Below are 24,835 nucleotides of genomic sequence, written 5' to 3' on the forward strand. Positions count from 1 at the left end.
GATTTTGTCACTAGTAGACAATTTGCAATAAATAAGTTTAATAAAACAAATCTTTACTCTTCGTTCCAACGGTAGGACTGCAATTCAAAACCAGCCAAATCCAACACGCGTGTAACGACCGTTGCGGCAACTTCTTCGAGGTTTTTTGGCAAGCTATAAAAAGAGGGATTGGCAGGGCAGATGATCCCGCCGGCCTCTGTTACGGTTTTCATATTATTGATGTGAATTAGGCTAAAAGGTGTATCTCTGACTACTGATATAAGTTTCCTACGTTCTTTTAACACCACATCTGCCGCTCTAGAAATCAAATCGTTTGATATGCCGCTGGCAATCCTGCCAAGCGTGCCCATGCTGCATGGTACAATTATCATTGTATCATATTTGGCTGAGCCCGAGGCAAAAGGCGCGCTAAAATCATTTTTCTGATAAAAATCGAACGCGTAATCGGCATAACTAGAATTACCCAACTCAAATCTCCAGACTTCCTTGGCATTGTCGCTCATAACTACTCCAACAGCGATTAACTGATCTTGTAGCTTCTGCAAATAATCTAACAACACTTTAGCATACACAGCACCACTGGCACCGGTAATTGCAACGATCACTTTTTTCTTTATCACAACAAGTAACATTAAATCCAGATAGAAAAAAGGGGTCAGAAACACGTTTCTGACCCCACATCTACCTATGAAAAACATACCCTAGAGGGGCATCAACAAATATAAAGTATTTTTTGACAATACCTAATTTTGTACTCGGTTGGGCACCTTTTAATGTTTAAGAAATAGCATCTGGCTAACGATAAAAAGACGATTTATCAATTCTTTTTGTGTAAGATAAAGTGGAGCGCATATTTGACCGCAAAAATTATCTACCCTATATCAGAGGATGAAAAGTTGAAAATGCATAAAAAAGCCTCCCTTAAATGAGGAGGCTTTCACACTAAATATCGACTTCAATTATGGTTTTTTTGCCTCATCTGGCGCTTTCCCTATCAATTCCATAAATTGATCTAACTTAGGGGTAATGATGATTTGAGTTCTCCTGTTTTTTGACTTTCCATCAGGGGTACTATTATCTGCAATTGGGTTGTATTCGCCCCTTCCGCCTGCCGTCAATCGTTTTGGATCTACGCCATATTTATTTTGTAGCGCCTGAACCACCGAAGAAGCTCGAAGTGTACTTAAGTCCCAATTGTTTCTGATGTTCTTCTGAGCAATCGGAACGTTATCCGTATTACCTTCAATCAATACATCGTAATCCTTATAATCATTTATTATTTTTGCAATCTTATTTAAAGTTTCATCAGCCATGTCTGAAACCTCATAACTGCCCGATTTGTAAAGCATGTTATCTGACAACGAAATATAGACTACGCCTTTTAACACTTGAACATCTACCCCTTGCATCTCTTCTCTACTAAGCGATCTCGTTAAGTTATTTGTTAACACAAGGTTTAAAGAATCGCTTTGATTTTTGGCATTTACAAGCTGCTTTATATATTTGTTAGAACTGTTTATTTCATCGACCAATTTAGAAACGTTTACATTTCCTTGATTGCTATTCGTTAAGCATTTATTTAATGCATCTTGAAGCGCAGCACTATTTGCTTTTTCAGATTTGATCTGATCTTCCAAACTTGTGGCCCTACTATTTGCACCTGTTAACTCTCTCTGAGTGTCTTGATACTTATTGCTCAGCTCTTGGTTTCTATCTCGCAACTTTGAATAGTCTGATTGAAGTTCAGTAAATTTCTTATTACTCACACAACCGCTAACTAATCCTAAAGAAAGAAGAATTAACGGGATTGTTTTTATTGCTCTCATAAATTTGTATGTTTATTACCTTCCTCACCGTACAAATACCTTACCAAAAATTTTTTTAAATTTTTCACCTTCAGGATCGTAATAAAGATAGCTCTTTTTTAGACTATCATTAAATTTTAAACCGTTATCTTCACCTCGCTTATTTCTTGAATTTAACACAAATGAAATGTTTATTATTCGTCTTAGGATTTCTAACGCAAACGGTAACATTTGCGCAAACTACAGATAGCTTATATAGAATTTACGATGTAAAACAGCAAAAAGAAATTTCTGTTGGCGAACTCATAGACCGTAATGAAAAAGCCAATGTGTTTTTTTTTGGGGAAGATCATAACGATTCTGTTTGCCACGTTGTAGAGTTCCTTCTAGCAAAAAAGCTTTCGGAAAAATATCACGGTAAATTTGCCATCAGTATGGAGATGTTTCACACGGATTTGCAACCTGTCATAAACGAATATTTAGCAAGTTTAATTTCTGAAAGAAATTTTGTGAAAGAATCCAATGCATGGCCAAATTACGCAGATTATAAACCTATTGTAGAATATGCAAAGCAGCATAAAATACCAATCTTAGCAGCAAATGTTGCCGCGAGATACAGCAATGCAGTGACAACGAATGGACTAAATTCATTGAAGCAATTTCCGAAAACTTCTAGGATATTTCTTCCTCCAATCCCAATCGATACCGCAATAGGGCGTTATTATGAGAAATTTAACGAAACCCTAGGTGGACATGGAGTGGGCGGAATGCAAATTTATCAAACACAAAACTTGTGGGATGCAAGCATGGCTTGGACAATTGCCAGCTATTTAAAAGAACACTCAAGAATAAAAATTTTGCAACTTAACGGACGCTTTCATAGCGACGAGCAATTGGGCGCTGTTGCTAAACTAAGGACATATAGTAGAAATGCGAAAATTGTTACGATTTCTTCTTTCTCGGGCAAGGATTTTGCGCATCCAAAATGGAAAAGCTATGAGAATCTTGCCGAATACATTGTGTTGACTAACCCAGATACTCCAAGAACATATTAGCGATTATCCATTAGAGTTGGGATTAAATAAGACACAAAAAAAGCACAACAAAATGACTTGTTGTGCTAAGCTTGTCTTTATCTTTTTAAGCTACGCCCGAGTTTTTAACAAGTCTCTAATTTCAGTAAGTAAGCTTTCTTCCTTTGACAATACTGCTGGCGCCGGAGCTTGCTCCAATTCTTTTTTACGTTTCAAACTGTTAATCCCTCTAACCATTATAAATACTATAATGGCCAATAGAATAAAATTAATTGCTACAGTAATGAAATTTCCGTAGGCAAAAATGGCGGCACCAGTTACTTTTTGGGCTTCAACTAAAGGAACACCTGCAGGCACGTCTCCTCGCAACACTACATACATATTACTAAAATCAGGTTGACCAATGATTGCAGCTACAATCGGCATTACTAGATCTTTAACAATACTGTCAACGATTTTGCCGAAGGCTGCGCCTATAATCACTCCTACGGCTAAATCCATTGCGTTGCCTTTAATGGCAAACTCTTTAAATTCTTTTACAATGCTCATTGTAATTACTATTTAGTGTGTAACAAAAATAAACAATATTTTGAAAAACGCTAATCTTCGGAAAGATTTAACCACTGTTTGTCGCGTTTTAAGTATAAAAAGCGTTTCTACTGTTTTACCTTCCCTATGGTTGTTCGTAGGATTTTGCGCACAACTAATTATTGGATTCATTTCCGTATTTTTGAACAATACTTTTTTAATACTATATGTTAAAGCAACACTTACAGCAAAGGTTACTACAAAAACTGTCTCCTCAACAAATCCAATTCATCAAGTTGTTGCAAGTGCCAACCGTTTCTTTAGATGCAAGAATTAAAGAAGAACTGGAGGAAAACCCTGCATTGGAAGATCCTAGCTTGATGGTGCAAGAAGAGCCAAAAAGTGAATACGAGGATTTAAATGAGAGTGGTGACGACTTTGAAAAAAGTACGGAAGACAATTCTGACGAATTTAATGTAGATGATTATTTACAAGACGATGATGTAAATGAATACGGCAATAGTTACAACAATTCAGATGATGATGAAGAGCAAAAAGAAAGGCCTATTGCCATAGAAAGCACATTTTTTGAGCAGCTCCAGTCGCAACTAGATTTAATTCCGCTTTCTGATAAAGATTTTATAATAGGCAAACAAATTATAGGCAGTTTAGATGATGATGGTTATTTAAGACGTCCCCTCACCTCTATGATAGATGATCTCGCTTTTTCTCAAAATGTATTTGTAGAGGAAGAAGAAGTTTTAGATATGTTAAAGATCATTCAAGCTTTCGATCCATCAGGCATTGCAGCGAGAGACTTAAAAGAATGTTTACTCATTCAACTTAGAAAAAAAGACAGCAGCAACCCAGTAATTGTAGAAGCAATTAAGGTGGTAGAGGACTACCTAGATGAATTTACACGAAAACATTACGATAAATTAGAAAAAAGTTTAGGGATAGATAGCGAAGAACTTAAAGAAATTGTTAATGAAATTTTAAGGCTAAATCCAAAACCTGGAGATTCTAATCAAGTAACGACAAAACAAATGCAAATTATTCCTGATTTTCACATCAGCAATAATGACAGCACGTTAAACCTAACACTAAACTCGAAAAACGCACCTGAGCTTAAAGTTAGCAGATCTTACCAAGAAATGTTCGATCATTACGATAAAACCGCAGCGAGGGATAAAAAGCTGAAAGAGGCAGTACAATTTGTAAAGCAAAAATTAGACTCTGCAAAGTGGTTTATAGACGCCATCAAGCAACGCCAGCAAACGTTGTTAAAAACCATGAACGCCATTATGCACTATCAGTATGATTATTTTTTAACTGGAGATGAGCGGAAAATGCGGCCAATGATTTTAAAAGACATTGCAGATAAAATAGACATGGACATATCTACTGTTTCTAGAGTTGCCAATTCTAAATATGTACAGACGGAATTCGGAACCTATTTGTTAAAGTCTTTTTTTTCCGAAGCAATCCAAACGGAAAGTGGCGAAGAAGTTTCTAACAAGGAGGTTAAAAAAATATTAGAAGATTGTATCGGCAATGAAGACAAACGTAAACCTTTGGCCGACGAAAAATTGACCGATATTTTAAAAGATAAGGGTTATAACATTGCGCGCAGAACAGTTGCAAAGTATCGGGAACAAATGAATATTCCGGTAGCGAGGTTGAGGCGAGAACTCTAAATGGTTTAGGGTTTAAGGTTTGCTATTTGCAAAAATAATTTTTGAACCTATTTTTCCCTATACTTGGAATATTATTTTTGGGCAAAAAAGATCTCGAACTTCTAAATTTTTGAGTGGAAATTACGAACTACTCAAGTGCCAGTTTATTACCAAATCTTTATTCGAGACGGCACCTTATATATATTATTCAATAATAAACCAAGTACAATTTCGTGGCTTCCATTGCTTACCTGATTTAACTCTGACGTTGTAAAATCGTAGCTGTAGGTCAAATTGACAAGTTTGGATAGATTAAAGCCTGCCATAGCAGAAAAAGAATCGTTTCTACGGTAGCTCCCTCCAAGCCAAATTCTGTCTTTGAAAGCCATTTTTAAATTTAAATCAACAGAAAATGGAGTCGGATTGGTGTATTTTATCATAAAAGATGGGATGGCCGCGATGTCTTCATTAAGAACAAGTTTATAGCCGGCAGTTACAAAATAGTGAGGTGTTAACTTTCCTTGATTTGAGTTATTGACATCGCTAAAACTTAATCCCTGACCTAAAATTTGTTGTATAGAAGCACCTGCAAAAAGCCTAGCACCATACAACCAAATACCAACGCTTAAATCTGGTTTCGTTTGATTTGTGATTGCCCGAGACACTGCAGGATCGTTCTCTTGTTCAAAACTCAACGCATTTACGTCTAACGATATATTAGAAATACCTGCTGCAACTCCTGCAGATAAATTAAATTTATCATTTAGCTGCAAATGGTAGGCATAGGTCAAATCTGCATCCAGTCTTGAAATTGGCCCCGCTTTATCCTGTAAGGCAGTTACCCCAACTCCGTGATGGGCGGGAGATGAGGTATAATTTTGCGTATAATTTCTATCCATCGGATCGCCTGTTTGTTCGGGAAATGAAGTGAGGGCATTGCTCCACAAATGATTATCGCCCAAAGCCCAGTTAGCCGAAACAAAGGACGTCTCGGGCGAACCGGTTAAGCCGGTCCACTGTTTGCGATAACCTGCTTTAAAATCGACGTAATTTTCTATGCCAGATAACGCCGGATTGAGCAAATATTGATTAAAAATATATTGAGTGTATTGGGGCCTTTGCTGTGAAAAAACATCAATAGAAATCATCATTGCAAGAAGGAGAATATATTTTTTCAACTTTTATTTAATTATGGTTAAAGGGCCCGTTACTAATTTTCTGCCATTTTTGGGGTTTATAATAAAGTAATATACGCCCACCGGAAGTGGTGAACCCCGAAATGTCCCATCAAAAGGTTTATTGTAGTCTTGACTAAAAAACACCCTGCTGCCGTCTCTGTTAAACACCTCTACAGTTGCATTTGGATAGCTATCCAAATATTTGATTGTCCAAACATCATTTACGCCATCTCCATTTGGAGAAAAAGCATTGGCCACCTCTAATTTCTCCAACACCTTCACAAAAACTTTGGCTGATGAAGCACAACCATCAGCTGTGCTGACAACCAAGGTGTATTCAATATCTGAAGATGGTGTTGCAATAGGATTTAATACATCATCATGATCTAAAAAAGTAGAAGGAAACCATTTATATGTTAATTGATCTCCAATAGCACTTGCTGCGACTTTAATCTGTCCACCTGACAGCACAAAAATCTTGGGCGCAAGAATGATAGAAGGCGACGCAAATACATTTACAGTTTGTTGTATGCTTTCCGTGCACCCATTTTTAGCATTAAAAGTATAGGTGATTAGGTGTTGCCCCGGGCCTACAGTTTTTGAATTAAAATTTCCATCTGCATCTATGCCCGAGCCACTGTAAAATCCTTCACCAGATAACCCGGAGGTTTCTCTCGCTTGATTAATCAATACCATACCTTCATCTGTACATATTTTTGGAATCTGATTAAAAGCCAGCTGCGGAGATGGATTTAACATAATTGTTTTGAGTTCGGCCTCAGAACAATTTTGCCCCGAATATGCCACGAGTTTTATTTGGTAAGGTTTTTGAATATCGCCACCAAAACTAGGATAGCTTAAATGAATGTCTTCTGAACCAGGAGATAAAATAGTTATGGGATCTGTTTTAACGTGTTCAAAATCTTTATAAATTTTTATTTTAACAATTTTTCCGATAGAAATCCTAGACGTGTTGTTGATGATTACATCTTTACCACTACATACATTTCCCATATTCTGGACTGTGAAGTCGGCTTTTTTAACCTCACTATTTACGGTAAAGGGTTTAGTTGAGGAATTCTCGCAGCCTAATCCATTAGAAGTGGTTAATGTAATTAGGTAATCGCCGGGGGCTGGGAATTTATATTCTCCATCTTTAATGTTAGAAGTTCCTGTTACATTTCCTCCTACGAATTTCCAATCATAATTTAGTCCATTTTCTGTGCCGTCAGTATTTTTAGAAAGGTTTTTAAAAACCGCTACTCCATCGTTAATGCAATAATCGGGAAGAATAAAATCGACAAAGGGGATATCGACAATCGTTATAGTTTTAGAAAAAACCTCGCTTAGACAGCCTTTATTAGAGGTGAGTGTTAATTTAACTGTGTATATCCCAACTTTTGCAAACTTGTGCGCAAATGAATCTCCATTTGTATAGTCCTCTGACACCCCATCGCCAAAGTCCCAATGCCACTTACTAATAGATGAGGTTGGAACCTTTAGCGAAATGGTTGATTTATCCGTAAACAAAACAGCAACATCGATGCAAGACTTTTCCAGAACCATAAAATCGGCAATCGGTAATGGAAAGACTGTTACCTCATGCGCTTGCTCATTAGAAAAACAGCCAGTATTACTTTTTACAGACTGTTTAATGGTATAAATACCCTCTTTTAAAAATTTATGTTGAGGGTTTTGTTCGGAAGACTCTGGATTAGATGGATCAGATTCATCTCCAAAATCCCATTTCCATTCAGTGATATTAAAACCATCATTATTCGAAACACTTTTATCGCTAAACTGCACATTCGCATTTGCGCATCCTGTAAGATCAGAAGTAAATTCTGCTGTTGGTAAGTTATAGATGTTAAAAATATAATTTGTGGTAAAATTTCCGATAAGACAAGTTCCAGCACTCTCAACAACTACATCGGCGCGTAAAGTATGTTTGGCTGCTTCGGTAAAGGTTTGCATGTAGGGCGATTTGTAGATATACGACGGATCACCTGTTGCATTTGTAACAGTCTTAACGAGCTCGGGCGCAGGCTGAGTTGAGGAAGGAATCCCATCCAAATACCACTTTATTGATTGAGCTTTATATGGTAAAGAAATATTTAACTGCGATTCAGCGCCCACGCAACCATCAGGGTTTACATCGCCCGTAGCAGTGTTTACAACACTTAAATAATTATTCGAAGCAAGATTTGTACCGGCAGAATAGGCGTAAGACTCATAATTTCCAAAACCATAAGCGATCGCATTAAATCCATCATCAGCGGTTAATGTTAAACTTTGCTCGTATACCTCTATTTGCGCAAAGGCGAAACTCGGATCTCCAATTAAAGATTGCCAAACGATGTTGGGCTTTACACCATTTATTTTAAATGATTCGGTTTTGCTAGCTTTTATTAGAATGTTGATATACTTCTCGATAATATCTTGTTTATCAGAAGAAAAAACGGTTATATTTTGAATGTTAAATTCTATAGGATTTAAAATTACCATATCAGGATCTCCTACGGCAGTAGCATTAGTTGCGGATGAACAATCTTGCGAAAGAGAATATTGAGCTACACTTATCAACTTATTGGCAGAGACCAACATAGACTGCGTGAGCTCTGGAGTTTCAATGAAATCCCCTTTACTAAGAGTTTGCACTTGTCCGCCAACGGTTACTTGAGTACCATTGTCTTGAGCTACGATTCTTAAAATGTATTTTCTGTCTTTAAAAGGTACTATACCATAATTTTTACCCCAGCTCGCCGGAGGGTAAAGCTGCTGATAAAGGGGATCTAACGAATTCATCTTCGTCTCACAAAAACCTAAAAACAATGATGAAGATCCTGAAAACGCAGCAAACTTTTTACACGATGATGAAGTGGTAGGATCTACAGTTACGGAAACCCCTGTCAAATCAGCTCTATCGCCTGCAATATATTCGTATACATCACCAGCTTTTGGTAACGTAATTCTCAATTGGGAACCACCTTTTTGTGTCAACAGTAAGTGTGTGTCATCTTCTACCGCTACCACTGCTAAAAAATTGTCACCTCCTTCAGATTGCGTAAAATTCATCGAATAATACGTTTGCCCTAAAGATTCTTTTGGTAAAATTAGTGTTGCGGCAGAACGTGCTCCTGCGTATATATGTGCGTAAGCGGACACTTTTGGCATCCCTGGAGTAACAACGATATGTATTCCTTTGTCGGTTAAGACTGTATTTTGCTGTTCCTTATCTACATAAGCATTGAATCTGCTAACTGCAAACGGTACCGCTGTATTGGCCGGTATCCGTAACGTTTGAGCGTATGTACCACAACTAACGGTCACCTCGCTAACAAATTGAGAAGTGATGTATACAACGATATTGGCAAGCCTTTTATCTCCCGCAACAGCACTATTGACATGTGTCGGAAAGACTGTCCAAAAATCTGTGCCTTCGTTACTTATGTTTTGCCCAAACGTTTTGAAAACGCAAATCAGAAACCCAAATAACAAGAGTAAAAAAACCCTTTTCATTCAAAAATCAATTAATTTTTTAAAATTTGCTTAACACTTTTCCTTCGTAAAAACTGAAAGCGATTTGGTTTTGAATAATTATTGGGACTTTACTAAAGCTGTTTGAGCGGCTGTAAACGCAAAAACGCTTTAAGCGTTGGTTATATTCTCATTCTTTTCGAAAAAAGCCTTCGATTTTTCATCTGCCAACGTATTGCTATGTTCATCTGTTTCCACATTTTCATCTAAACGATCATTCCAGCTATTCAAACCGTCTTTCTCCGGTGTTGACATTGAATCTTTTTCTGGCAGCTCATTCCCCTTGATTTCTTTCTTAATAGACATACAAAAAATTTATTTTTATAATAAAGGTTAGCTTAGATAGTGATCAAATTATTTGGTTGCTGAGGGTTTGTCCTTCCCGTCTTTAAATTCCTTCACGCTCTTGCCTATGCCACGCATCAATTCCGGTAATTTTTTACCTCCGAACAATAATATTACGACCGCCACTATTAAAACTACTTCCATTTTTGCTAAATTATTGGTTTTACAAGGTACAAAAAATTATTTTAGGCAATGTTTCAAATTTACACCTAGTTTGAATAATCTTATCACAGTAAAACATTACAAAAGGTTGATTTTACAGCCTTATAAAATTAAAACTATCTTCGTCTAATATACGTTATAAAACAAAAACGAAATGGCTACAGCTAATCAGATTAAAGAATCTTACATAGATTATGTGCTCACCCATGATGAGGAACCGAAATCAGTTTATGCTTTTGCAAAAAAACTAAAGATAACCGAGTCCTCCTTTTACGACCACTTTACTTCTTTCGCAAGTATCGAAAAACACGTTTGGGTATCGCTCACCGCAGAAACTATAGCGAAGATTAAGGAACAGGACATTTGGGCAGGATTTTCTTCGAGAGAAAAATTGTTGTCTTTCTTTTACAGCTATTTGGAAAATCTAAAGGGAGAACGCAGTTTTATTATCTTTAGCTTGAAGAAGAATGTTTCTAAATTTTCCACACCTGCCTCTTTAAGTGGCACAAAGCCTATTTTCGAGAGATTTGCGGAAGATGTCTTAACCGAAGGATTAGAGACTGGTGAATTGGCGGATAGAAAGTTTTTTGCAAAAAGATACAAAGATGCGCTTTGGATTCAATTTATTTTTATACTGAATTTTTGGATAAATGATTCTTCAGAGGGATTTGAGAAAACTGATGAGGCCATCGAAAAAGGCATAAATGTTACCTTCGATCTCTTTCAAAGGTCGCCGATTGACAGTTTATTAGAATACGGAAAATTTTTGTCGGTAAACGGCAAATTTGCGGAAAAGATGAGGCAATAAATTAATGAAATCACAAGATAGCATCCCAACTACCAAAGTACAACGCTCGGCGAAGTTTGTAAAAACAGGCTTCCAAATTGGTGGAAATTACATAAAGCATTATTCAAAGAAACTTTTTAATCCTGATTTGGATAACACAGAGTTAAATGAAGACAATGCAATAGACATTTATAATTCCCTTAGCGAGCTTAAAGGTAGCGCATTAAAAATTGCTCAAATGCTAAGCATGGATAAAAATATTCTTCCAAAATCTTACATAGATCGCTTCTCACAATCGCAATACAATGCCCCACCGTTATCGGGCCCATTAATTGTGCGAACTTTTACTAAGAATTTCGGAAAGTCTCCAGAAAAAATTTACGATACTTTTGATCTAAAATCAAGCAATGCGGCTTCTATCGGCCAGGTACATCAGGCTACGCTCAATGGCAAAAAGCTTGCTGTAAAAATACAATATCCAGGTGTTGGAGACAGCATTTCCAGTGACCTTAAGTTGGTAAAGCCATTTGCCTTTAGGTTGTTAGGTATGAGCGAAAAAGAATTAAATGTATACATTAACGAAGTGCAAGAGCGTTTGTTAGAAGAAACTGATTACGATTTAGAGATTAAGCGTTCTATAGAGTTTTCGGAGGCGTGTAAAAACTTAGAAAATATTGTATTTCCAACATACTATCCAGAACTTTCTGGCAATCGGATCATTACCATGGATTGGCTTGATGGATTGCACCTTAAAGAATTTTTGCGCACAAATCCATCTCAAGCACTTTGCAATAAAATAGGTCAAGCATTATGGGATTTTTACAATTTTCAACAGCATGAGATGCGTGCTGTACATGCAGATCCGCATCCAGGAAATTTTCTGATTACCCCAGACGAAAAATTAGGCGTGATAGACTTTGGTTGTATAAAAGAATTGCCAGATGATTTTTACGTTCCTTTTTTTTCTCTTATTTCTACAGATGTCATTAACGATAAAGCGCTGACGTTAGATGCGTTTAGGAAATTGGAGATGATTAATAGCAAGGACACACCAGAACAGGTAGAGTTTTACTACACAGCCTATCGAGAGATGATTGAATTATTTGCAAAACCGTATTGTAGCACGACTTTCGATTTCAGCGAGTCTGAATTTTTTGAAGCACTTTATGCCTATGGCGAGAAAATTGCCAAGGTTCCAGAACTGAAACAGGCGCGTGGAGTTAAGCATTTTATCTACGTAAATAGAACAAATTTTGGCTTGTATACCATTTTGCACGATTTAAAGGCCACTATAAAAACTGACACCTATAAGCCCCATTTTAATTAAGACATTAAGTATTTTTCTTTACTACGCTTATCATTTCTTCGAGCTCGAACGGTTTTTGGATATAGTCGTCTGCATTACATAATTTTGCTTGTTCAGCCAATTTGTTTGATGTTGAAGTAAGAACTGCGGACACTTTTTCCGTTTTTTTGTTTTGCTTAACTTCTTTGATGACTTCAGATCCACGCTTTGTTCCCTTAATGTGGTCGTCTATAACGATGGCATCAGGTTTTAACTCCTCCATTTCACTAAGCGGTTTGGGCGCAAGTGACGCTATAACCTCAAAACCTTCATCGGCTAGCGCTTCATCCATTATTTCCAGAACTTCCACATTATCTTGAACAAGAACAATCTTTTTCTTCATAAATCATTTGGGGCAATAGCAGTGGGTAAAGATAAATTTTTATTTTGATGCTTTTATAACTGTTTTCAAAACATGCTCTAGTATTTTTCGTATCGGTTTTTTGCCAGTTGGTCGAGTTATATTTTATTCTCGTATAATACTAGTACTCCTCGTGCAACAATCTTTAGCTGATCCAGTCTTATTTATAAACCCCTTAAAACTTAAGAAATTTAAATTCAGTTAATTAAAATTATGAAAACTCTAATGAAAAACCTTATCGCGGCACTGTTTACTACAATCTTATTAGGCAGCACTTTCTTAGCTGCAAATGCAAATCAAATAGAAAAATCAATTAAAAAAGACTCATTAATTAAACCGTTTAGAAAAATAACCGTTACGGGAAATGTTCAAATTACCTTAATCCAAATAGGAAAAGAAGGCATTTCTTATGCCGATGACAGCTTCGGACAGGCAAAAGTGATGCAGCAAGGAGACTTAATAACAATTAGCCCTGCCGGCGGCGGAGTTGCTAAATTAATAGTATATGTAAAAGATATTTTTAGAATAACCGGAGATGACAATGCCATAATTAATACAGATGGACTTTTAAAAACTACCTATTTGCAAGTATTTTTAAATGGGAACGCCCACGCCGAAATAAATACCGCAACATTGGGTATTTGTACGATACTTGCAGACAATTCTAAATTAAGTTTAAGCGGCACAACCAAAGATCACTTTATGGCAAAAAGTGTAAATAGCGTTTTAAAAATGAATAGTTTTGCGGCATTAAAAACAGAGATAAACCGAGCAGATTATCCTTTTATAGATCAAGAAATCGCAGCTGTTAAGTAATTGAACAGGGCAGTAACGCAGAAAAAAGCGAATGAAAATCATTCGCTTTTTTTTTGTGCTACTTAAAAACCAAAGTTTTACTACTTTAAAGTAGCGTTGAGCTTCTCTGACAAAAGTCTGGAAACTCTATCAAAGTAACGCTTTCTACCATAACCCATCACCCACTGCAATCCTTTTGAAGCATTTGTAATAAATACTTCATCGGCTTCTGTTAAAATTTTCGGGTTGATTTCAGCTTCAGTTACCTCTATTCCGTGCATTTTCGAAAGATACAAGATGGTGCTTCGCATCACTCCGGCAACACAACCTTCTGTTAGTGCAGGAGTATAAATTTTCTTATCATACACAACAAATAGGTTAGCACTGATGGTTTCGCATAAAAAGCCTTTGTCGTTTAATATAATTGCTTCATCCAGTTTATTCTGTTGCTTAAACAATCCTGCCATAACATAGGTTAAAGAATTGGCAGTTTTTAGGTTCGAAAGTTTGTTAATGGATTTTGGCAAATCAGTAAATAAATCTACAATAAGGCCTTTTTTATTCAATTCGTAGTTGTTAGAGAGCAGAATGTTACCCTCTAAAAGATACCCGCTCTTATTACTTTCTGGCGTATATAAACCAGCTCCCGCCCTATAAACTGATAGTCGAAAGCGAGCATTTCCTGCCCACTTGTTCCGCTTAGTTAAATCTGATACTTTTTGCCTCAAAAAATAGGCATCCATTAGAGAATAACCATCAATTTTAAGCGCTTTCATTCCAGCTGCAAGCCTGTCTGCGTGAAGTTCTGCGAATTGGAGTTTCCCATCTACCATTCGCATAGTTTCAAATAAGCCATCGCCAAATCTAAAAGCTCTATTCTCAGAAGTTATAATGGGGGTGCTTAAAGGATGAAAGACATCATTAAACAATAAATACTGTTGAGACATAATGGTTAATTAACGGTATAAGCTCTCCATTTGTTTAACGCACTTGCAAAATCTTCAGGTAAAGCCGAGCTGAAATCGATAAACTCGTGGGTGCTAGGATGTAAAAAACCGAGGGATTTAGCATGCAGTGCCTGTCTAGGCAACAGATTAAAGCAGTTTTCTACAAATTGCTTATATTTAGTAAATGTTGTTCCTTTTAAAATCTTATCGCCACCGTAGCTGGCATCATTAAATAATGGATGCCCAACATGCTTCATATGTGCTCGAATTTGGTGGGTTCGTCCTGTTTCGAGCTGACAACTAATAAGCGTTACGTAGCCCAAACGTTCTAAAACTTTATAATGAGTTACAGACCATTTGCCTTTATCGGCATCATCAAAAACCTGCATTATTCTTCGATCTTTTAGGCTTCTACCAATATAACCGGTTACAGTTCCGTCTTCTGCAATGTCTCCCCAAACAAGCGCTAAATACTCTCTCTGTATCGTGTGATCAAAAAACTGTTTTGCCAAGTAGGTAATAGATCGTTCATTCTTGCTTATAAGTAAGAGGCCAGACGTATCTTTATCTATTCTGTGTACCAAGCCAGGTCTTCCTTCGTTTCCAGGCAATTGTGGCAACTGTTCGAAATGGTAAGCTAAGGCGTTTACTAAAGTACCGGTATAATTGTTAAAACCTGGATGCACAACCATTCCGGCAGCTTTGTTGACAATCAATAAATCGCTATCTTCATAAATAACCTCAATGGGTAAATCTTCAGGATAGACATGATTGTCTCGGGGAGGATGAGGCAAAACGATAGAGATCGTATCAAACGGTTTTACTTTGTAGCTTGCTTTGACAGTATTCCCATTTACCAATAAATTTCCGGCTTCTATTGCATTCTGAATTCGGCTACGTGAGGCATTTTCTATACGGTGCATTACAAATTTGTCTACTCTTAACAAAGACTGTCCTCTATCTGCGACAACTTTAAAATGTTCGTATAAATCCTGGTCTTCTGCATCTTGAAGTTCATCTTCCGTTTCCATGATGCAAAAGTAAAGTTTTTCTCAGGAATTAACGTTTGCAGCTCGCATTCAATTAAACACTATGGTAAGATCTTCATCTTAAAACAGAGGAATATCTTATTGTTTTGCTAAACAATTAAACTTAAATAGCACTCTTTTCCCAACATAGTCGTTTCAAAAATGTAGGCTCTACTCATTTTTATGCACAATCACACGTACATAAACATCATTTTTAGGGTTAAATACCCTATTTAAATGTTGCTTATACCTAGAAGTAAGTAATTTGAACATTTTTAAATTTTTAGCACTGTAATTGCCGATATTTATAGTCCAAACAAATAGATATGAAAAATTTTACAAAATCCTTTATCATCATTATTAAATTTTTCCCTTACTTATTAAGACAAATTTATTTTAAATAGAAGACTCTAAAGAACGCCTCATCCGTCAAATAGTAACTACCTTTATTAGGTGTTTCAAACCTTAAATAGTCCGGTAGAAAAGTTGGATTTCTTCCCGTTTAACAACCTTTATATAAAACGAGACGATCTAATCGATCCATTCATTTCTGGAAACAAATGGCGTAAGCTGAAATATATTTTGGCAAGTGCAAATAGTCTCCAAAAGCGACATCTAATCACTTTTGGAGGCGCCTATAGCAACCATCTTGTTGCAACTTCTGCGGCGGCGGCCAAATATGGCTTTAAATGTACCGCATTTGTACGGGGCGAAGACGTTACTAACGAAATGTTATTTTTATGTCGCCTCTATGGAACAAAGCTCCTCTTTGTAAGCCGAGCAGATTATAAAAATAAAACGCATTTGTTTAAAGACACGTTTAATAATGATCCGGAGGCATTTTTTATAAATGAGGGAGGGGCAAGCGAAGACGCGGTGAAAGGCTGCGCAGAAATCATTTCAGAACTTACATCTCCATATGATCACATTTTCTGCGCCGCCGGAACAGGCACCACAGCGGCAGGTTTACTACAGGGCCTTTCAAAAGCCAAACTTTCTACTAAGCTTCATGTCATCAACTCCCTAAAAACCGGAGCATGGCTAGACGAAGAGATTGCAAAATATAACGACGAAACTAAAAATCTTACTATACATAACGACTACCACTTTGGAGGCTACGCCAAAATAACTCCTCAGCTTATTGAGTTTATTAAAAACTTTGTAGCGACCACGGGCGTACTTATAGATCCAGTCTATACTGCAAAAATGTTCTATGCCATTGTCGATCTTCAATCCAAAGGGGCAATAAACCAGTCGGATAAAATTTTGGCAATACATACAGGTGGTTTACTGGGATTGATGGGCATGAAAGACAAATTTTAGGTCTAGTATTTAAAAAAGTTTTCCACATTTTTAAATTCATTGACGCGCATTTGGCTAAATCATAGTTTAAACCGTTTAAACCTAATTAATCGATTTACTATAAAAATAGGCTTTGATTTGAATTTGAGGGCGTTTTGACTAAATTTGGGTTCGACCAAAATAGCTTATATGTATACATTAGAAATAGCACCAGACCAAGTAAGAGAAACCCTCAGCAAACACTTATTAGCTGATGGGTTTGATATGACATATGACATTGAAAAAAGCAGTGGCTCTTACATATACGATTCTAAATACAATAGAAGTCTACTTGACTTTTTCAGTTGCTTTGCTTCTGTTCCCCTAGGATATAACCATCCTAAAATGATGCAAGACGAGGCTTTTAAAAAAAATCTACTTGAAGCCGCAATGGCAAATCCGTCAAACTCTGATGTCTACACACAACAATACGCTCAGTTCGTCAAAACTTTCGGCAACATTGGCATTCCAGACTATTTACCTCATGCTTTTTTTATCGCAGGTGGGGGATTGGCAGTAGAAAATGCCTTAAAAGCAGCGATGGATTGGAAAGTGCAGAAAAATTTTGCTCGCGGGATCAGGGCAGAAAAGGGGACAAAAGTACTGCATTTCGAAAAAGCATTTCACGGAAGAACTGGTTATACACTGAGCTTAACAAATACCTTACCCAATAAAACAAAATGGTTCGCTAAGTTCGATTGGCCGCGTGTAAGCGTACCCGAAGTAAAATTTCCCTTAGTCGGGAAAAACTTGGAAATGGCAGAGCAAACCGAGGAGCAATCTATCGCCCAAATAAAAGAAGCATTTAAAAACCACCCAAATGAAATTTGTGCAATCTTGATTGAACCAATTCAATCAGAAGGTGGAGACAACCACTTGCGTGAAGAATTTCTGATCGCACTTAAAAACTTAGCCGATGAAAATGAGGCTTGTTTAATTTATGATGAAGTGCAAACAGGCGTTGGTTTAACCGGAAAATTTTGGTGTCATCAAAATTTTAGCGAGAAAGCACGACCAGACATCTTAGCCTTCGGCAAAAAAATGCAGGTTTGCGGAATTCTTGCCGGCAATAAGCTTGATGAAATAGAAACAAATGTGTTTAAAGTGCCGAGTCGTATTAATTCTACCTGGGGGGGAAACTTGGTTGATATGGTACGTGCTACCAAAATTCTCCAAATTGTAGAGGAAGATAAACTTTGTGATAACGCTGCTTCCATGGGACGTTATCTTCAAGAGCATTTAAAGAATTTAGCAGAATCATCTGACAAAATGAGTAATGTTCGTGGCTTAGGCTTACTTACCGCATTTGATTTCCCTTCAAAAGAAATACGAGATAAGTTTCTAAAAAAAGGAATGGAGCACAACGTACTCTTTTTAGGTTGCGGCGATCATACCATTCGTTTTAGACCTGCACTTTGTGTAGAAAAAAAACATATTGATGAAGGAATGGATGTGATGGCGAAGATTCTGCCGTCTCTTTAGAAATCTACCATTTCAGATGGACGGTTGAAGATTGCAGGAGGCTGGATTAAAACAAATCTAGTTCTAAAAAAAACACCTCGATAGCTAAAAAAAATTGCGCCTTTCAGACCCAACTGACAGGCGCTTTTATTTTTAGCCTTTAGCGATAAAGGTAGCGCTTACTTCGCAAGTTGCAGCTTTTCCTCCCTATCATCAACATTGTCGGCATCATACTTAGTCGACGATGCTTTCTCTCTGCAAAAATATATTTTAACATAATACATATAAAAATATGTATTATATTTTTTATACATTTATTGTATGGCAAACCAGAATGATCTTTTTAAAGGAACTTTACAGACCATCATCTTAAAGCTATTGGCCGGAGAGGATAAAATGTATGGTTACCAGATTACGCAAAAAGTAAAAGAGCTTACCCAAGGCGCATTGATGTTAAAGGAAGGAGCCCTCTACCCTACCCTACATAAATTGGAAGCGGAGGGTTTTTTAGAAACCAGTACCGATATTGTAGACAATAGATTAAGAAAATATTATTCGTTATCTAAAGACGGTCAAAAGGAGGTAGTAAGTAAATTAAATGAGGCTAAAAGTTTTATTGCAAATCTGCAATTGTTGTTAAATCTAAAGCCAAGTTTCTAAGATGGAAAATAATGAACAAACACGCGCAAAGTTGGCGGAATATTTAACTCCTTTAACGCGCTACAGCGAGACTAATGATGAGGTCTTTGACCATGTGTTGAAAGCTGCAGAGCTAAGCGACGAACCTTTCTCTGAAAATTTTGCATCCAAAATAATTGAGCAAGATCTTGGTGGATTAACGGGGATACAAAATATGGAAACAGAAGCCATTAGGGCGATCTATAGAAAAGTTAATAAAATTTATTGGGAAGAATTTAAAAATCAATTTTTTAGACGAGATTTAGCAAATATTATTATCTCTGGAGGCTTAACATTCTTGTTTATGCGACCGGCGATTGGAACCTCTTCAATTTTCTTACCGATTTACGTTTGTGGTTCGATTATTTGGTTAGGCATTTCGGTTTGTTATTTGATGAGAAAATCTCTGGCAGGCATCGTGATAAAAGAGCCCCTTTGTAGAAAGCTTCTTCTCAGCAAATCAATCAAAAGTTCCCGATTTATAATATTTTTTATGTGTCCAATTTTACAAGATTTAGCAGGAATTTCTGCACTTACCTTTGCTTTGATTTTCATTACCTCGGCTTTAATATTTTTTGCACATTTGAGAGTGTTCATTAAATTTTACAAAAGCAATCTACAACTCAAAACAGCGTAGTTATGTCCCTTTCCCTCGTCCAACTTTCAGAAATTAAAACCTTTATTGCCAAACGTGGTGTTGCATTTATAGATGTCCAAATGGAGGTTTTAGACCATGTGGCAACTGCTGTAGAAGAAAGAATGTTGAAAAGTCCAAAACTCACATTCGAAAATGCGCTTGCCGAGACGCATTCGAATTTTGGGATTTTTGGATTTAGCGTAATAGAAGACTCCATTATTGAAAGAATGGATAAACGTTATAGGAAAATATTTTTCGGTAATTTTTTAAAATTTCTTGCCCCTAGGTATCTGCCGCTTACAGCTCTTATTCTATTCGGCATTTACAAAACCCAAGTAGTGTTTGAAAGTTATCATCCTCCCTTGCTCGCAATCTTGATATGTGTAGCAGTTTTTTATTTAGTCTATTATTTTATTAAGAACCGTGGTTTAAAATTATCAAAATACCTAGCATTTAGAACTTCTTCCGCTTATTTACTTCTTTTTGGTTCATGTGCAGGTGCCTTTAACATAGGCAATTACTTTTCTGAAAAACAATATTCATCTTTTGGAATAAACTTAAATTATGCAACGACTGCTGGCATAAGTGTACTGTTCGTACTCTACATTTTCGCAGCTTTAAAAACTTTATCTCAAGGCTTAGAAGAAAGTAAAAAGCTAAAAGCCGAGTATAGCAAGTTGTCCTTTTAACATCTAGTAAACCTTTTTATTTCGTATTTGAAACAAGCTTCATTTTCTTGTAGCCAATCTTCATCCTTTCCGCGCAAGTGTCCGCATGCAGATATAGAAGTGGCAGGTTTCGAGTAAAAGGGAAAACTTACGCTGGATTTATTGCGTTGCACAAACTAACAATTGCGCTTTATTGGCGGCTCGGCAAACCCCAGTTTCTTATTGCGGCTTGCGTACCTAAACGTGATGGGAACGGCAGCCAGTGAGGAACGAGTGGCTACAGTGTACAGCACGGCTAACTTAAATTGTAACCGGAACCTGCTTTCCAAAAAACTTAAAGTATATTTAGAATTCAAAAATATAGACATTTTAATTCTTCTTCCCCCTCAATAACAGCACCATTTTCTTATAATCAATCACCGCCTTATATTCCATCAAAATGTCTCCTCCAACGATACAAGAAATTGGCGGATGCCCAAATTGTTGGTAGGTTTCACTTACTGATTGCAGATCAAATGCGACCGCTTCATATTTTTTGATTTTTAACTTCCCTATCGTCCAAGTTGGGATTTGAGCTTGTATTGTGGTAGTTGATGTAAATAATGTTGCGGCGTTAATGTCTTCATTAATCATTTCTTGGGTTTCAAGATTCGCTTCCAACAACGCCTTATCAAATACAGATCGAGATGCACCGGTATCTAATACGGCGTAATGCTTTTTACCGAAAACAAAAACTTCCACCAAAAGGTGGAAGCCGTCGTCGTTTAGATTTATCAATCTAAGCGGAATTTTAATCTTTTTCATTCAAAAATTGCTACAAATTATATCAATTTCATATCTACCAACACATCGTTCATTTTACGAACCGCATCTGCGCTTTTATTAAAACGTGTTTGTTCTTCTTCATTAAGTCCAAAATCTATGATTTTTTCCCAACCATTTCTTCCGATCACTACCGGTACGCCCAAGCTGATGTCATTTTGCCCGTATTCTCCTTCAAGTGATACGCAGCAGGTAAACAGTTTTTTCTCATCACGCAAAATTGCTTGAACCAATGCGGCACCAGCTGCTCCAGGCGCGTACCACGCAGACGTACCAATTAAGCCGGTTAACGTTGCTCCACCGACCATGGTATCAGCAGCAACTTTATCAAGCGTAGCTCTATCTAACAACTGGCTAACAGGCAAGCTTTGATAAGTAGCTAAGCGCGTTAGGGGAATCATCGTCGTATCGCCGTGGCCACCAATAACAAAACCTTGTAGATCATTTGGGCTACAATTCAGTGCTTGCGATAGATAAAACTTAAATCTAGCACTGTCTAATGTACCGCCCATACCAATGATGCGGTTTTTTTGTAAACCCAAAGATTTCAAAGCTAAGTAAGCCATGGTATCCATTGGGTTGCTTATAACAATAAAAATCGTTTCAGGAGAATATTTTAGAATGTTTTCTGCCACACCCTTAACTATGCCCGCATTAATCCCAATAAGTTCTTCGCGCGTCATCCCAGGTTTACGGGGCAACCCTGAAGTAATAATTACCACGTCTGATCCTTCGGTCTGACTATAATCGTTTGTTACGCCTTTTATTTTTGTGTCAAAACCCAATAGAGTCGAACCCTGCATCATATCCATTGCTTTGCCTTCTGCAAAACCCTGTTTAATATCAAGTAGCACAACTTCGTTTGCCAACGCCTTTCTTGCAATATTATCGGCGCACGTGGCGCCTACCGCACCCGCACCCACAACAGTAACTTTCATGTTTATTTTTTTAAGTTTATAATTCTACCAATATAAAAATAATAACGTGAAGACACCACTTCTGTTTCGCTTTTATGGCAATCAGATAGAATTCTTACAAATTAAAATTTCTAGAATATTCTTTTATTGTTATGTAGATTATGGTCAAATACAATGGCTAAGGTTATGTTCTTTTTTACATCTGAACAAAATGTAAGGTGTTGTTATTCATCTCAATTTTATATATGTTTGCCAAAATTTTAAATGAAAATGAAACAGAAAAATCTTACTTATATTGCTGCCGTTGCAGCCTTTTCACTGGCAATATCTTTTTCTGCTTGTCAAAATAACAAGTCGAAAACAGATTCATCAACTTCAAAAAAAGATAGTTCTACGGCGACCACTGTCGATGCAAGTCAAAAAATTGTCTTTGTTAATTCAGACTCATTGCTAAGCAAGTACGATTACTATAAAGATTTAAAAACTAAATTCGATTCGAAAACCAAATCAGCGCAAGCAGATTTACAGTCTAAAACTCAAGCATTTCAGCGCGAAGTTGCAGATTACCAGAAAAGCGCAGCCACATTGGCAGCCGATGTAAGAAAATCTACAGAAGAACGCCTAAGCCGTAAACAACAAGAGCTGCAGACCTACCAACAAAATGCAGGTGGCTCATTGCAGAACGATCAGGCTGTAGAAAATGAAAAACTATACAATAAAATTGCCGATTATTTAAAAGGATATGCTAAAGAAAAAGGGTACAAAATGGTGATGACTTATGCAAAAGGCAGTAGTGCTATTTTATATGCAGATGAAAGTTTAGATGTCACTTCTGAAGTGATTAAAGGATTAAATGAAGATTATAACAAAACAAAAAAATAAGTAAACTGTTGTAAAAATACAAGATGCCTCAATATGTTTTGGGGCATTTTTTTTTTGTAAATTATGGAGCACACCGACGAAGAGTTCATGCAGATGGCAATTGCATTGGCCGCTAAGAATTTAAATGGAAAAAATGGTGGTCCATTTGGTGCGGTGGTTGCGAAGAACGGCAAGTTAATATCCAAATCAGAAAACCTTGTTAAATCAACTATTGATGCGACTGCTCACGCCGAAATCATGGCTATCCGCATTGCAAGTAAACAACTAAATAGCGTAGACCTTAGCGACTGTATACTGTATACGAGTTGCGAACCATGTCCAATGTGTTTGGCCGCAATTTATTGGTCTAACATTACAAAAGTATACTTTGCCAGCGCAGGCATTGATGCATCAAAAGCCGGTTTTGATGATCAGGTTATTTATAGAGAATTGAGCGAACCAATAGAAAAAAGAAAATTACCGATGATTGAATTGCTTAAAATCGAAGGCAATGAAGTTTTTGAAGCTTGGAAAAAAAAACATTAATTTAAAGACGCTAATCCTCAAAAAGTCCTTCTATTAAACCGTCTGTTTCTCTCCTATCTTTTTTAGTTGGCCTTCCTGTGCCTCTTGCACGCTTTAGTACAGGCGAATGGAACATACTTTTGAAACCTTGCGTTTCTTCAACAGGGGTAAGGTCTTGATATTTAGTTAAAGCCGTTGGAGAATCTGTTCGTTGATAGGAAAATGCTACCACTTTTACTAATTTCTTCTCTATGCCCTTGCTTACCTGATAAATGTCTCCTATTTTAACAATGGCCGATGGTTTTAAATTTTGACCATTAAATTTTACTCGACCAGCTTTGCAGGCTTCTGTTGCCAGACTACGAGTTTTGAATAACCTTATAGACCATAAATACTTATCAATTCTAAGTTTTTCTTCTGCTGCCATTTCTTCAAAATTACACAACTAAGGACAATTTCTTCCACAAAAACCGTGCGTAATAGATAAAAATGGTTTATTTTGCGTAAAATTTAAAAACGAACATGTACGTAGATTTAAAAAAATTAATAGAAGCCGCGTGGGAAGATAGAAATCTTTTAAAATACAGTAACTATTGCGAAGCGATCGAATCTGTCATCTTTCGATTGAATAAAGGGGAACTTCGTGTTGCAGAACCGGTTTTAAATGCTTGGGGTGTTAACGATTGGGTGAAAAAGGCAGTAATCCTATATTTCCCAATTAGGGATATGAAAGAAGTAAAAACTGGACCATTTGTTTTTTACGACAAGATGGACCTGAAATCAGATTATAAAGAAAGCGGTGTACGTGTTGTACCGATGGCAAGCGCCAGGTATGGTTCTTATTTGGCAAGGGGAGTAATTATGATGCCCTCCTATGTAAACATTGGCGCATATGTGGATGAAGGCACTATGATAGACACTTGGGCAACCGTAGGATCTTGCGCACAAATCGGAAAAAGAGTGCATCTTAGTGGTGGCGTAGGTATTGGCGGTGTATTGGAACCTGTACAAAGTGCACCTGTAATTATAGAAGACGACTGTTTTTTAGGTTCTCGCGCAATTGTTGTAGAAGGTGTGAAACTGGAAAAAGAAGTTGTTTTAGGTGCAAATGTGGTTTTAACAGCGTCCACTAAAATTATCGACATCACTGGCGATACTCCAAAGGAATACAAAGGAATGGTTCCTGCTAGATCTGTCGTAATTCCTGGAAGTTATACCAAAAAATTTCCTGCCGGCGAATACCAAGTGCCATGTGCGTTGATTATTGGCAAACGAAAAGATAGCACCGATAAAAAAACTTCGCTAAACGACGCGCTAAGAGAGAATAATGTTTCTGTCTAATTTGCAATTCTAAAAAGGATCTTTTTGTAAATCGATATGCTTTATATCTATGAGAA

26 protein-coding genes are annotated in these 24,835 nt (G+C 37.0%); 13 read left to right on the forward strand and 13 right to left on the reverse strand.

The annotated features are described in order from the left end of the window. Positions 1 to 53: 53 nt before the first annotated feature. Complete coding sequence (locus ACVWYG_RS12575) at positions 54 to 620, reverse strand: UbiX family flavin prenyltransferase (protein ID WP_457270575.1); 567 nt, start codon at positions 618 to 620, stop codon at positions 54 to 56. Positions 621 to 959: 339 nt separating this feature from the next. Next, the gene (locus ACVWYG_RS12580) at positions 960 to 1,826 is read right to left on the reverse strand and encodes an OmpA/MotB family protein (RefSeq protein ID WP_457270576.1); all 867 of its coding nucleotides are present in this window, start codon (positions 1,824 to 1,826) and stop codon (positions 960 to 962) included. A 161-nt stretch (positions 1,827 to 1,987) separates the two neighbouring features. Here ACVWYG_RS12580 and ACVWYG_RS12585 point away from each other — a divergent pair, with 161 nt between their 5' ends. Continuing rightward, positions 1,988 to 2,860, forward strand: a complete 873-nt coding sequence (locus tag ACVWYG_RS12585) for a ChaN family lipoprotein (protein ID WP_457270577.1) — start codon at positions 1,988 to 1,990, stop codon at positions 2,858 to 2,860. Positions 2,861 to 2,950: 90 nt separating this feature from the next. Here ACVWYG_RS12585 and mscL read toward each other — a convergent pair whose 3' ends face one another. After that, positions 2,951 to 3,388: a large conductance mechanosensitive channel protein MscL gene (gene mscL / locus ACVWYG_RS12590; protein WP_457270578.1), complete on the reverse strand. Its 438-nt coding sequence runs from the start codon at positions 3,386 to 3,388 to the stop codon at positions 2,951 to 2,953. A gap of 206 nt (positions 3,389 to 3,594) precedes the next feature. On the opposite strand from mscL, the gene rpoN reads away from it, so the two are divergent. Continuing rightward, a complete protein-coding gene (gene rpoN / locus ACVWYG_RS12595) occupies positions 3,595 to 5,064 on the forward strand; it encodes an RNA polymerase factor sigma-54 (RefSeq protein ID WP_457270579.1) in 1,470 nt (489 codons plus the stop codon). A 146-nt stretch (positions 5,065 to 5,210) separates the two neighbouring features. Here rpoN and ACVWYG_RS12600 read toward each other — a convergent pair whose 3' ends face one another. From ACVWYG_RS12600 to tatA, 4 genes are all read right to left on the reverse strand, one after another. After that, positions 5,211 to 6,221 carry a PorP/SprF family type IX secretion system membrane protein gene (locus ACVWYG_RS12600; protein WP_457270580.1) on the reverse strand — a complete coding sequence of 337 codons (1,011 nt, stop codon included), beginning with the start codon at positions 6,219 to 6,221 and terminating at the stop codon, positions 5,211 to 5,213. 3 nt (positions 6,222 to 6,224) lie between these two features. Further along, positions 6,225 to 9,740, reverse strand: coding sequence for a PKD domain-containing protein (locus tag ACVWYG_RS12605; RefSeq protein ID WP_457270581.1), 3,516 nt, complete (start codon positions 9,738 to 9,740; stop codon positions 6,225 to 6,227). Positions 9,741 to 9,869: 129 nt separating this feature from the next. Next, positions 9,870 to 10,064: a hypothetical protein gene (locus ACVWYG_RS12610; protein ID WP_457270582.1), complete on the reverse strand. Its 195-nt coding sequence runs from the start codon at positions 10,062 to 10,064 to the stop codon at positions 9,870 to 9,872. 48 nt (positions 10,065 to 10,112) lie between these two features. After that, positions 10,113 to 10,247 (reverse strand): twin-arginine translocase TatA/TatE family subunit, encoded by a 135-nt coding sequence (gene tatA / locus ACVWYG_RS12615; RefSeq protein ID WP_457270583.1) that lies wholly within the window; start codon positions 10,245 to 10,247, stop codon positions 10,113 to 10,115. A 172-nt stretch (positions 10,248 to 10,419) separates the two neighbouring features. On the opposite strand from tatA, the gene ACVWYG_RS12620 reads away from it, so the two are divergent. After that, on the forward strand, positions 10,420 to 11,073 hold the full coding sequence (locus tag ACVWYG_RS12620) for a TetR/AcrR family transcriptional regulator (protein WP_457270584.1): 654 nt from the start codon (positions 10,420 to 10,422) through the stop codon (positions 11,071 to 11,073). 4 nt (positions 11,074 to 11,077) lie between these two features. Next, the gene (locus ACVWYG_RS12625) at positions 11,078 to 12,379 is read left to right on the forward strand and encodes an ABC1 kinase family protein (RefSeq protein ID WP_457270585.1); all 1,302 of its coding nucleotides are present in this window, start codon (positions 11,078 to 11,080) and stop codon (positions 12,377 to 12,379) included. A gap of 4 nt (positions 12,380 to 12,383) precedes the next feature. Here the strand turns inward: ACVWYG_RS12625 and ACVWYG_RS12630 are convergent, their stop codons facing one another. Beyond that, complete coding sequence (locus tag ACVWYG_RS12630; RefSeq protein WP_457270586.1) at positions 12,384 to 12,740, reverse strand: response regulator transcription factor; 357 nt, start codon at positions 12,738 to 12,740, stop codon at positions 12,384 to 12,386. Between the two features lie 243 nt (positions 12,741 to 12,983). On the opposite strand from ACVWYG_RS12630, the gene ACVWYG_RS12635 reads away from it, so the two are divergent. Beyond that, on the forward strand, positions 12,984 to 13,574 hold the full coding sequence (locus ACVWYG_RS12635; protein WP_457270587.1) for a hypothetical protein: 591 nt from the start codon (positions 12,984 to 12,986) through the stop codon (positions 13,572 to 13,574). 80 nt (positions 13,575 to 13,654) lie between these two features. Here the strand turns inward: ACVWYG_RS12635 and ACVWYG_RS12640 are convergent, their stop codons facing one another. Next, the gene (locus ACVWYG_RS12640) at positions 13,655 to 14,500 is read right to left on the reverse strand and encodes an aminotransferase class IV (protein ID WP_457270588.1); all 846 of its coding nucleotides are present in this window, start codon (positions 14,498 to 14,500) and stop codon (positions 13,655 to 13,657) included. 5 nt (positions 14,501 to 14,505) lie between these two features. Beyond that, positions 14,506 to 15,531 (reverse strand): RluA family pseudouridine synthase, encoded by a 1,026-nt coding sequence (locus tag ACVWYG_RS12645; RefSeq protein WP_457270589.1) that lies wholly within the window; start codon positions 15,529 to 15,531, stop codon positions 14,506 to 14,508. A 450-nt stretch (positions 15,532 to 15,981) separates the two neighbouring features. On the opposite strand from ACVWYG_RS12645, the gene ACVWYG_RS12650 reads away from it, so the two are divergent. From ACVWYG_RS12650 to ACVWYG_RS12670, 5 genes are all read left to right on the forward strand, one after another. Then, entirely contained in the window at positions 15,982 to 16,851 is an 870-nt protein-coding gene (locus ACVWYG_RS12650; RefSeq protein ID WP_457270590.1) for a 1-aminocyclopropane-1-carboxylate deaminase/D-cysteine desulfhydrase, read from the forward strand. Between the two features lie 168 nt (positions 16,852 to 17,019). Beyond that, a complete protein-coding gene (gene lat, locus ACVWYG_RS12655) occupies positions 17,020 to 18,351 on the forward strand; it encodes an L-lysine 6-transaminase (RefSeq protein WP_457270591.1) in 1,332 nt (443 codons plus the stop codon). Positions 18,352 to 18,651: 300 nt separating this feature from the next. After that, positions 18,652 to 18,990 (forward strand): PadR family transcriptional regulator, encoded by a 339-nt coding sequence (locus ACVWYG_RS12660; protein WP_457270592.1) that lies wholly within the window; start codon positions 18,652 to 18,654, stop codon positions 18,988 to 18,990. Between the two features lies 1 nt (position 18,991). After that, positions 18,992 to 19,645 carry a hypothetical protein gene (locus ACVWYG_RS12665; protein ID WP_457270593.1) on the forward strand — a complete coding sequence of 218 codons (654 nt, stop codon included), beginning with the start codon at positions 18,992 to 18,994 and terminating at the stop codon, positions 19,643 to 19,645. Positions 19,646 to 19,647: 2 nt separating this feature from the next. Beyond that, a complete protein-coding gene (locus tag ACVWYG_RS12670) occupies positions 19,648 to 20,334 on the forward strand; it encodes a hypothetical protein (protein ID WP_457270594.1) in 687 nt (228 codons plus the stop codon). 348 nt (positions 20,335 to 20,682) lie between these two features. Here the strand turns inward: ACVWYG_RS12670 and ACVWYG_RS12675 are convergent, their stop codons facing one another. Both ACVWYG_RS12675 and ACVWYG_RS12680 read right to left on the reverse strand, forming a co-directional pair. After that, positions 20,683 to 21,117, reverse strand: coding sequence for an aspartyl protease family protein (locus ACVWYG_RS12675; protein WP_457270595.1), 435 nt, complete (start codon positions 21,115 to 21,117; stop codon positions 20,683 to 20,685). A 17-nt stretch (positions 21,118 to 21,134) separates the two neighbouring features. After that, entirely contained in the window at positions 21,135 to 22,073 is a 939-nt protein-coding gene (locus ACVWYG_RS12680; protein WP_457270596.1) for a malate dehydrogenase, read from the reverse strand. Between the two features lie 249 nt (positions 22,074 to 22,322). Here ACVWYG_RS12680 and ACVWYG_RS12685 point away from each other — a divergent pair, with 249 nt between their 5' ends. Continuing rightward, the gene (locus ACVWYG_RS12685; protein WP_457270597.1) at positions 22,323 to 22,934 is read left to right on the forward strand and encodes an OmpH family outer membrane protein; all 612 of its coding nucleotides are present in this window, start codon (positions 22,323 to 22,325) and stop codon (positions 22,932 to 22,934) included. 63 nt (positions 22,935 to 22,997) lie between these two features. Beyond that, complete coding sequence (locus ACVWYG_RS12690) at positions 22,998 to 23,459, forward strand: nucleoside deaminase (RefSeq protein WP_457270598.1); 462 nt, start codon at positions 22,998 to 23,000, stop codon at positions 23,457 to 23,459. 10 nt (positions 23,460 to 23,469) lie between these two features. On the opposite strand, the gene ACVWYG_RS12695 is transcribed toward ACVWYG_RS12690, so the two are convergent. Next, positions 23,470 to 23,865 (reverse strand): RNA-binding S4 domain-containing protein, encoded by a 396-nt coding sequence (locus tag ACVWYG_RS12695; RefSeq protein WP_457270599.1) that lies wholly within the window; start codon positions 23,863 to 23,865, stop codon positions 23,470 to 23,472. Between the two features lie 95 nt (positions 23,866 to 23,960). Between ACVWYG_RS12695 and ACVWYG_RS12700 the strand changes: the two genes are divergently transcribed. Then, complete coding sequence (locus ACVWYG_RS12700) at positions 23,961 to 24,779, forward strand: 2,3,4,5-tetrahydropyridine-2,6-dicarboxylate N-succinyltransferase (protein ID WP_457270600.1); 819 nt, start codon at positions 23,961 to 23,963, stop codon at positions 24,777 to 24,779. Positions 24,780 to 24,835: the final 56 nt, after the last annotated feature.

Source organism: Pedobacter sp. UYEF25 (assembly GCF_054061655.1).

Excerpts from the sequence above, each read along its gene's own strand:
- ACVWYG_RS12660 (WP_457270592.1), top strand. The coding sequence starts at position 18,652 with ATGGCAAACCAGAATGATCTTTTTAAAGGAACTTTACAGACCATCATC.
- ACVWYG_RS12605 (WP_457270581.1), bottom strand. The coding sequence starts at position 9,740 with ATGAAAAGGGTTTTTTTACTCTTGTTATTTGGGTTTCTGATTTGCGTT.
- ACVWYG_RS12630 (WP_457270586.1), bottom strand. The coding sequence starts at position 12,740 with ATGAAGAAAAAGATTGTTCTTGTTCAAGATAATGTGGAAGTTCTGGAA.
- ACVWYG_RS12685 (WP_457270597.1), top strand. The coding sequence starts at position 22,323 with ATGAAACAGAAAAATCTTACTTATATTGCTGCCGTTGCAGCCTTTTCA.
- ACVWYG_RS12640 (WP_457270588.1), bottom strand. The coding sequence starts at position 14,500 with ATGTCTCAACAGTATTTATTGTTTAATGATGTCTTTCATCCTTTAAGC.
- ACVWYG_RS12610 (WP_457270582.1), bottom strand. The coding sequence starts at position 10,064 with ATGTCTATTAAGAAAGAAATCAAGGGGAATGAGCTGCCAGAAAAAGAT.
- ACVWYG_RS12680 (WP_457270596.1), bottom strand. The coding sequence starts at position 22,073 with ATGAAAGTTACTGTTGTGGGTGCGGGTGCGGTAGGCGCCACGTGCGCC.
- ACVWYG_RS12645 (WP_457270589.1), bottom strand. The coding sequence starts at position 15,531 with ATGGAAACGGAAGATGAACTTCAAGATGCAGAAGACCAGGATTTATAC.
- ACVWYG_RS12665 (WP_457270593.1), top strand. The coding sequence starts at position 18,992 with ATGGAAAATAATGAACAAACACGCGCAAAGTTGGCGGAATATTTAACT.
- ACVWYG_RS12625 (WP_457270585.1), top strand. The coding sequence starts at position 11,078 with ATGAAATCACAAGATAGCATCCCAACTACCAAAGTACAACGCTCGGCG.
- ACVWYG_RS12695 (WP_457270599.1), bottom strand. The coding sequence starts at position 23,865 with ATGGCAGCAGAAGAAAAACTTAGAATTGATAAGTATTTATGGTCTATA.
- mscL (WP_457270578.1), bottom strand. The coding sequence starts at position 3,388 with ATGAGCATTGTAAAAGAATTTAAAGAGTTTGCCATTAAAGGCAACGCA.
- tatA (WP_457270583.1), bottom strand. The coding sequence starts at position 10,247 with ATGGAAGTAGTTTTAATAGTGGCGGTCGTAATATTATTGTTCGGAGGT.
- ACVWYG_RS12700 (WP_457270600.1), top strand. The coding sequence starts at position 23,961 with ATGTACGTAGATTTAAAAAAATTAATAGAAGCCGCGTGGGAAGATAGA.
- ACVWYG_RS12690 (WP_457270598.1), top strand. The coding sequence starts at position 22,998 with ATGGAGCACACCGACGAAGAGTTCATGCAGATGGCAATTGCATTGGCC.
- lat (WP_457270591.1), top strand. The coding sequence starts at position 17,020 with ATGTATACATTAGAAATAGCACCAGACCAAGTAAGAGAAACCCTCAGC.
- ACVWYG_RS12585 (WP_457270577.1), top strand. The coding sequence starts at position 1,988 with ATGAAATGTTTATTATTCGTCTTAGGATTTCTAACGCAAACGGTAACA.
- rpoN (WP_457270579.1), top strand. The coding sequence starts at position 3,595 with ATGTTAAAGCAACACTTACAGCAAAGGTTACTACAAAAACTGTCTCCT.
- ACVWYG_RS12635 (WP_457270587.1), top strand. The coding sequence starts at position 12,984 with ATGAAAAACCTTATCGCGGCACTGTTTACTACAATCTTATTAGGCAGC.
- ACVWYG_RS12675 (WP_457270595.1), bottom strand. The coding sequence starts at position 21,117 with ATGAAAAAGATTAAAATTCCGCTTAGATTGATAAATCTAAACGACGAC.
- ACVWYG_RS12670 (WP_457270594.1), top strand. The coding sequence starts at position 19,648 with ATGTCCCTTTCCCTCGTCCAACTTTCAGAAATTAAAACCTTTATTGCC.
- ACVWYG_RS12620 (WP_457270584.1), top strand. The coding sequence starts at position 10,420 with ATGGCTACAGCTAATCAGATTAAAGAATCTTACATAGATTATGTGCTC.
- ACVWYG_RS12580 (WP_457270576.1), bottom strand. The coding sequence starts at position 1,826 with ATGAGAGCAATAAAAACAATCCCGTTAATTCTTCTTTCTTTAGGATTA.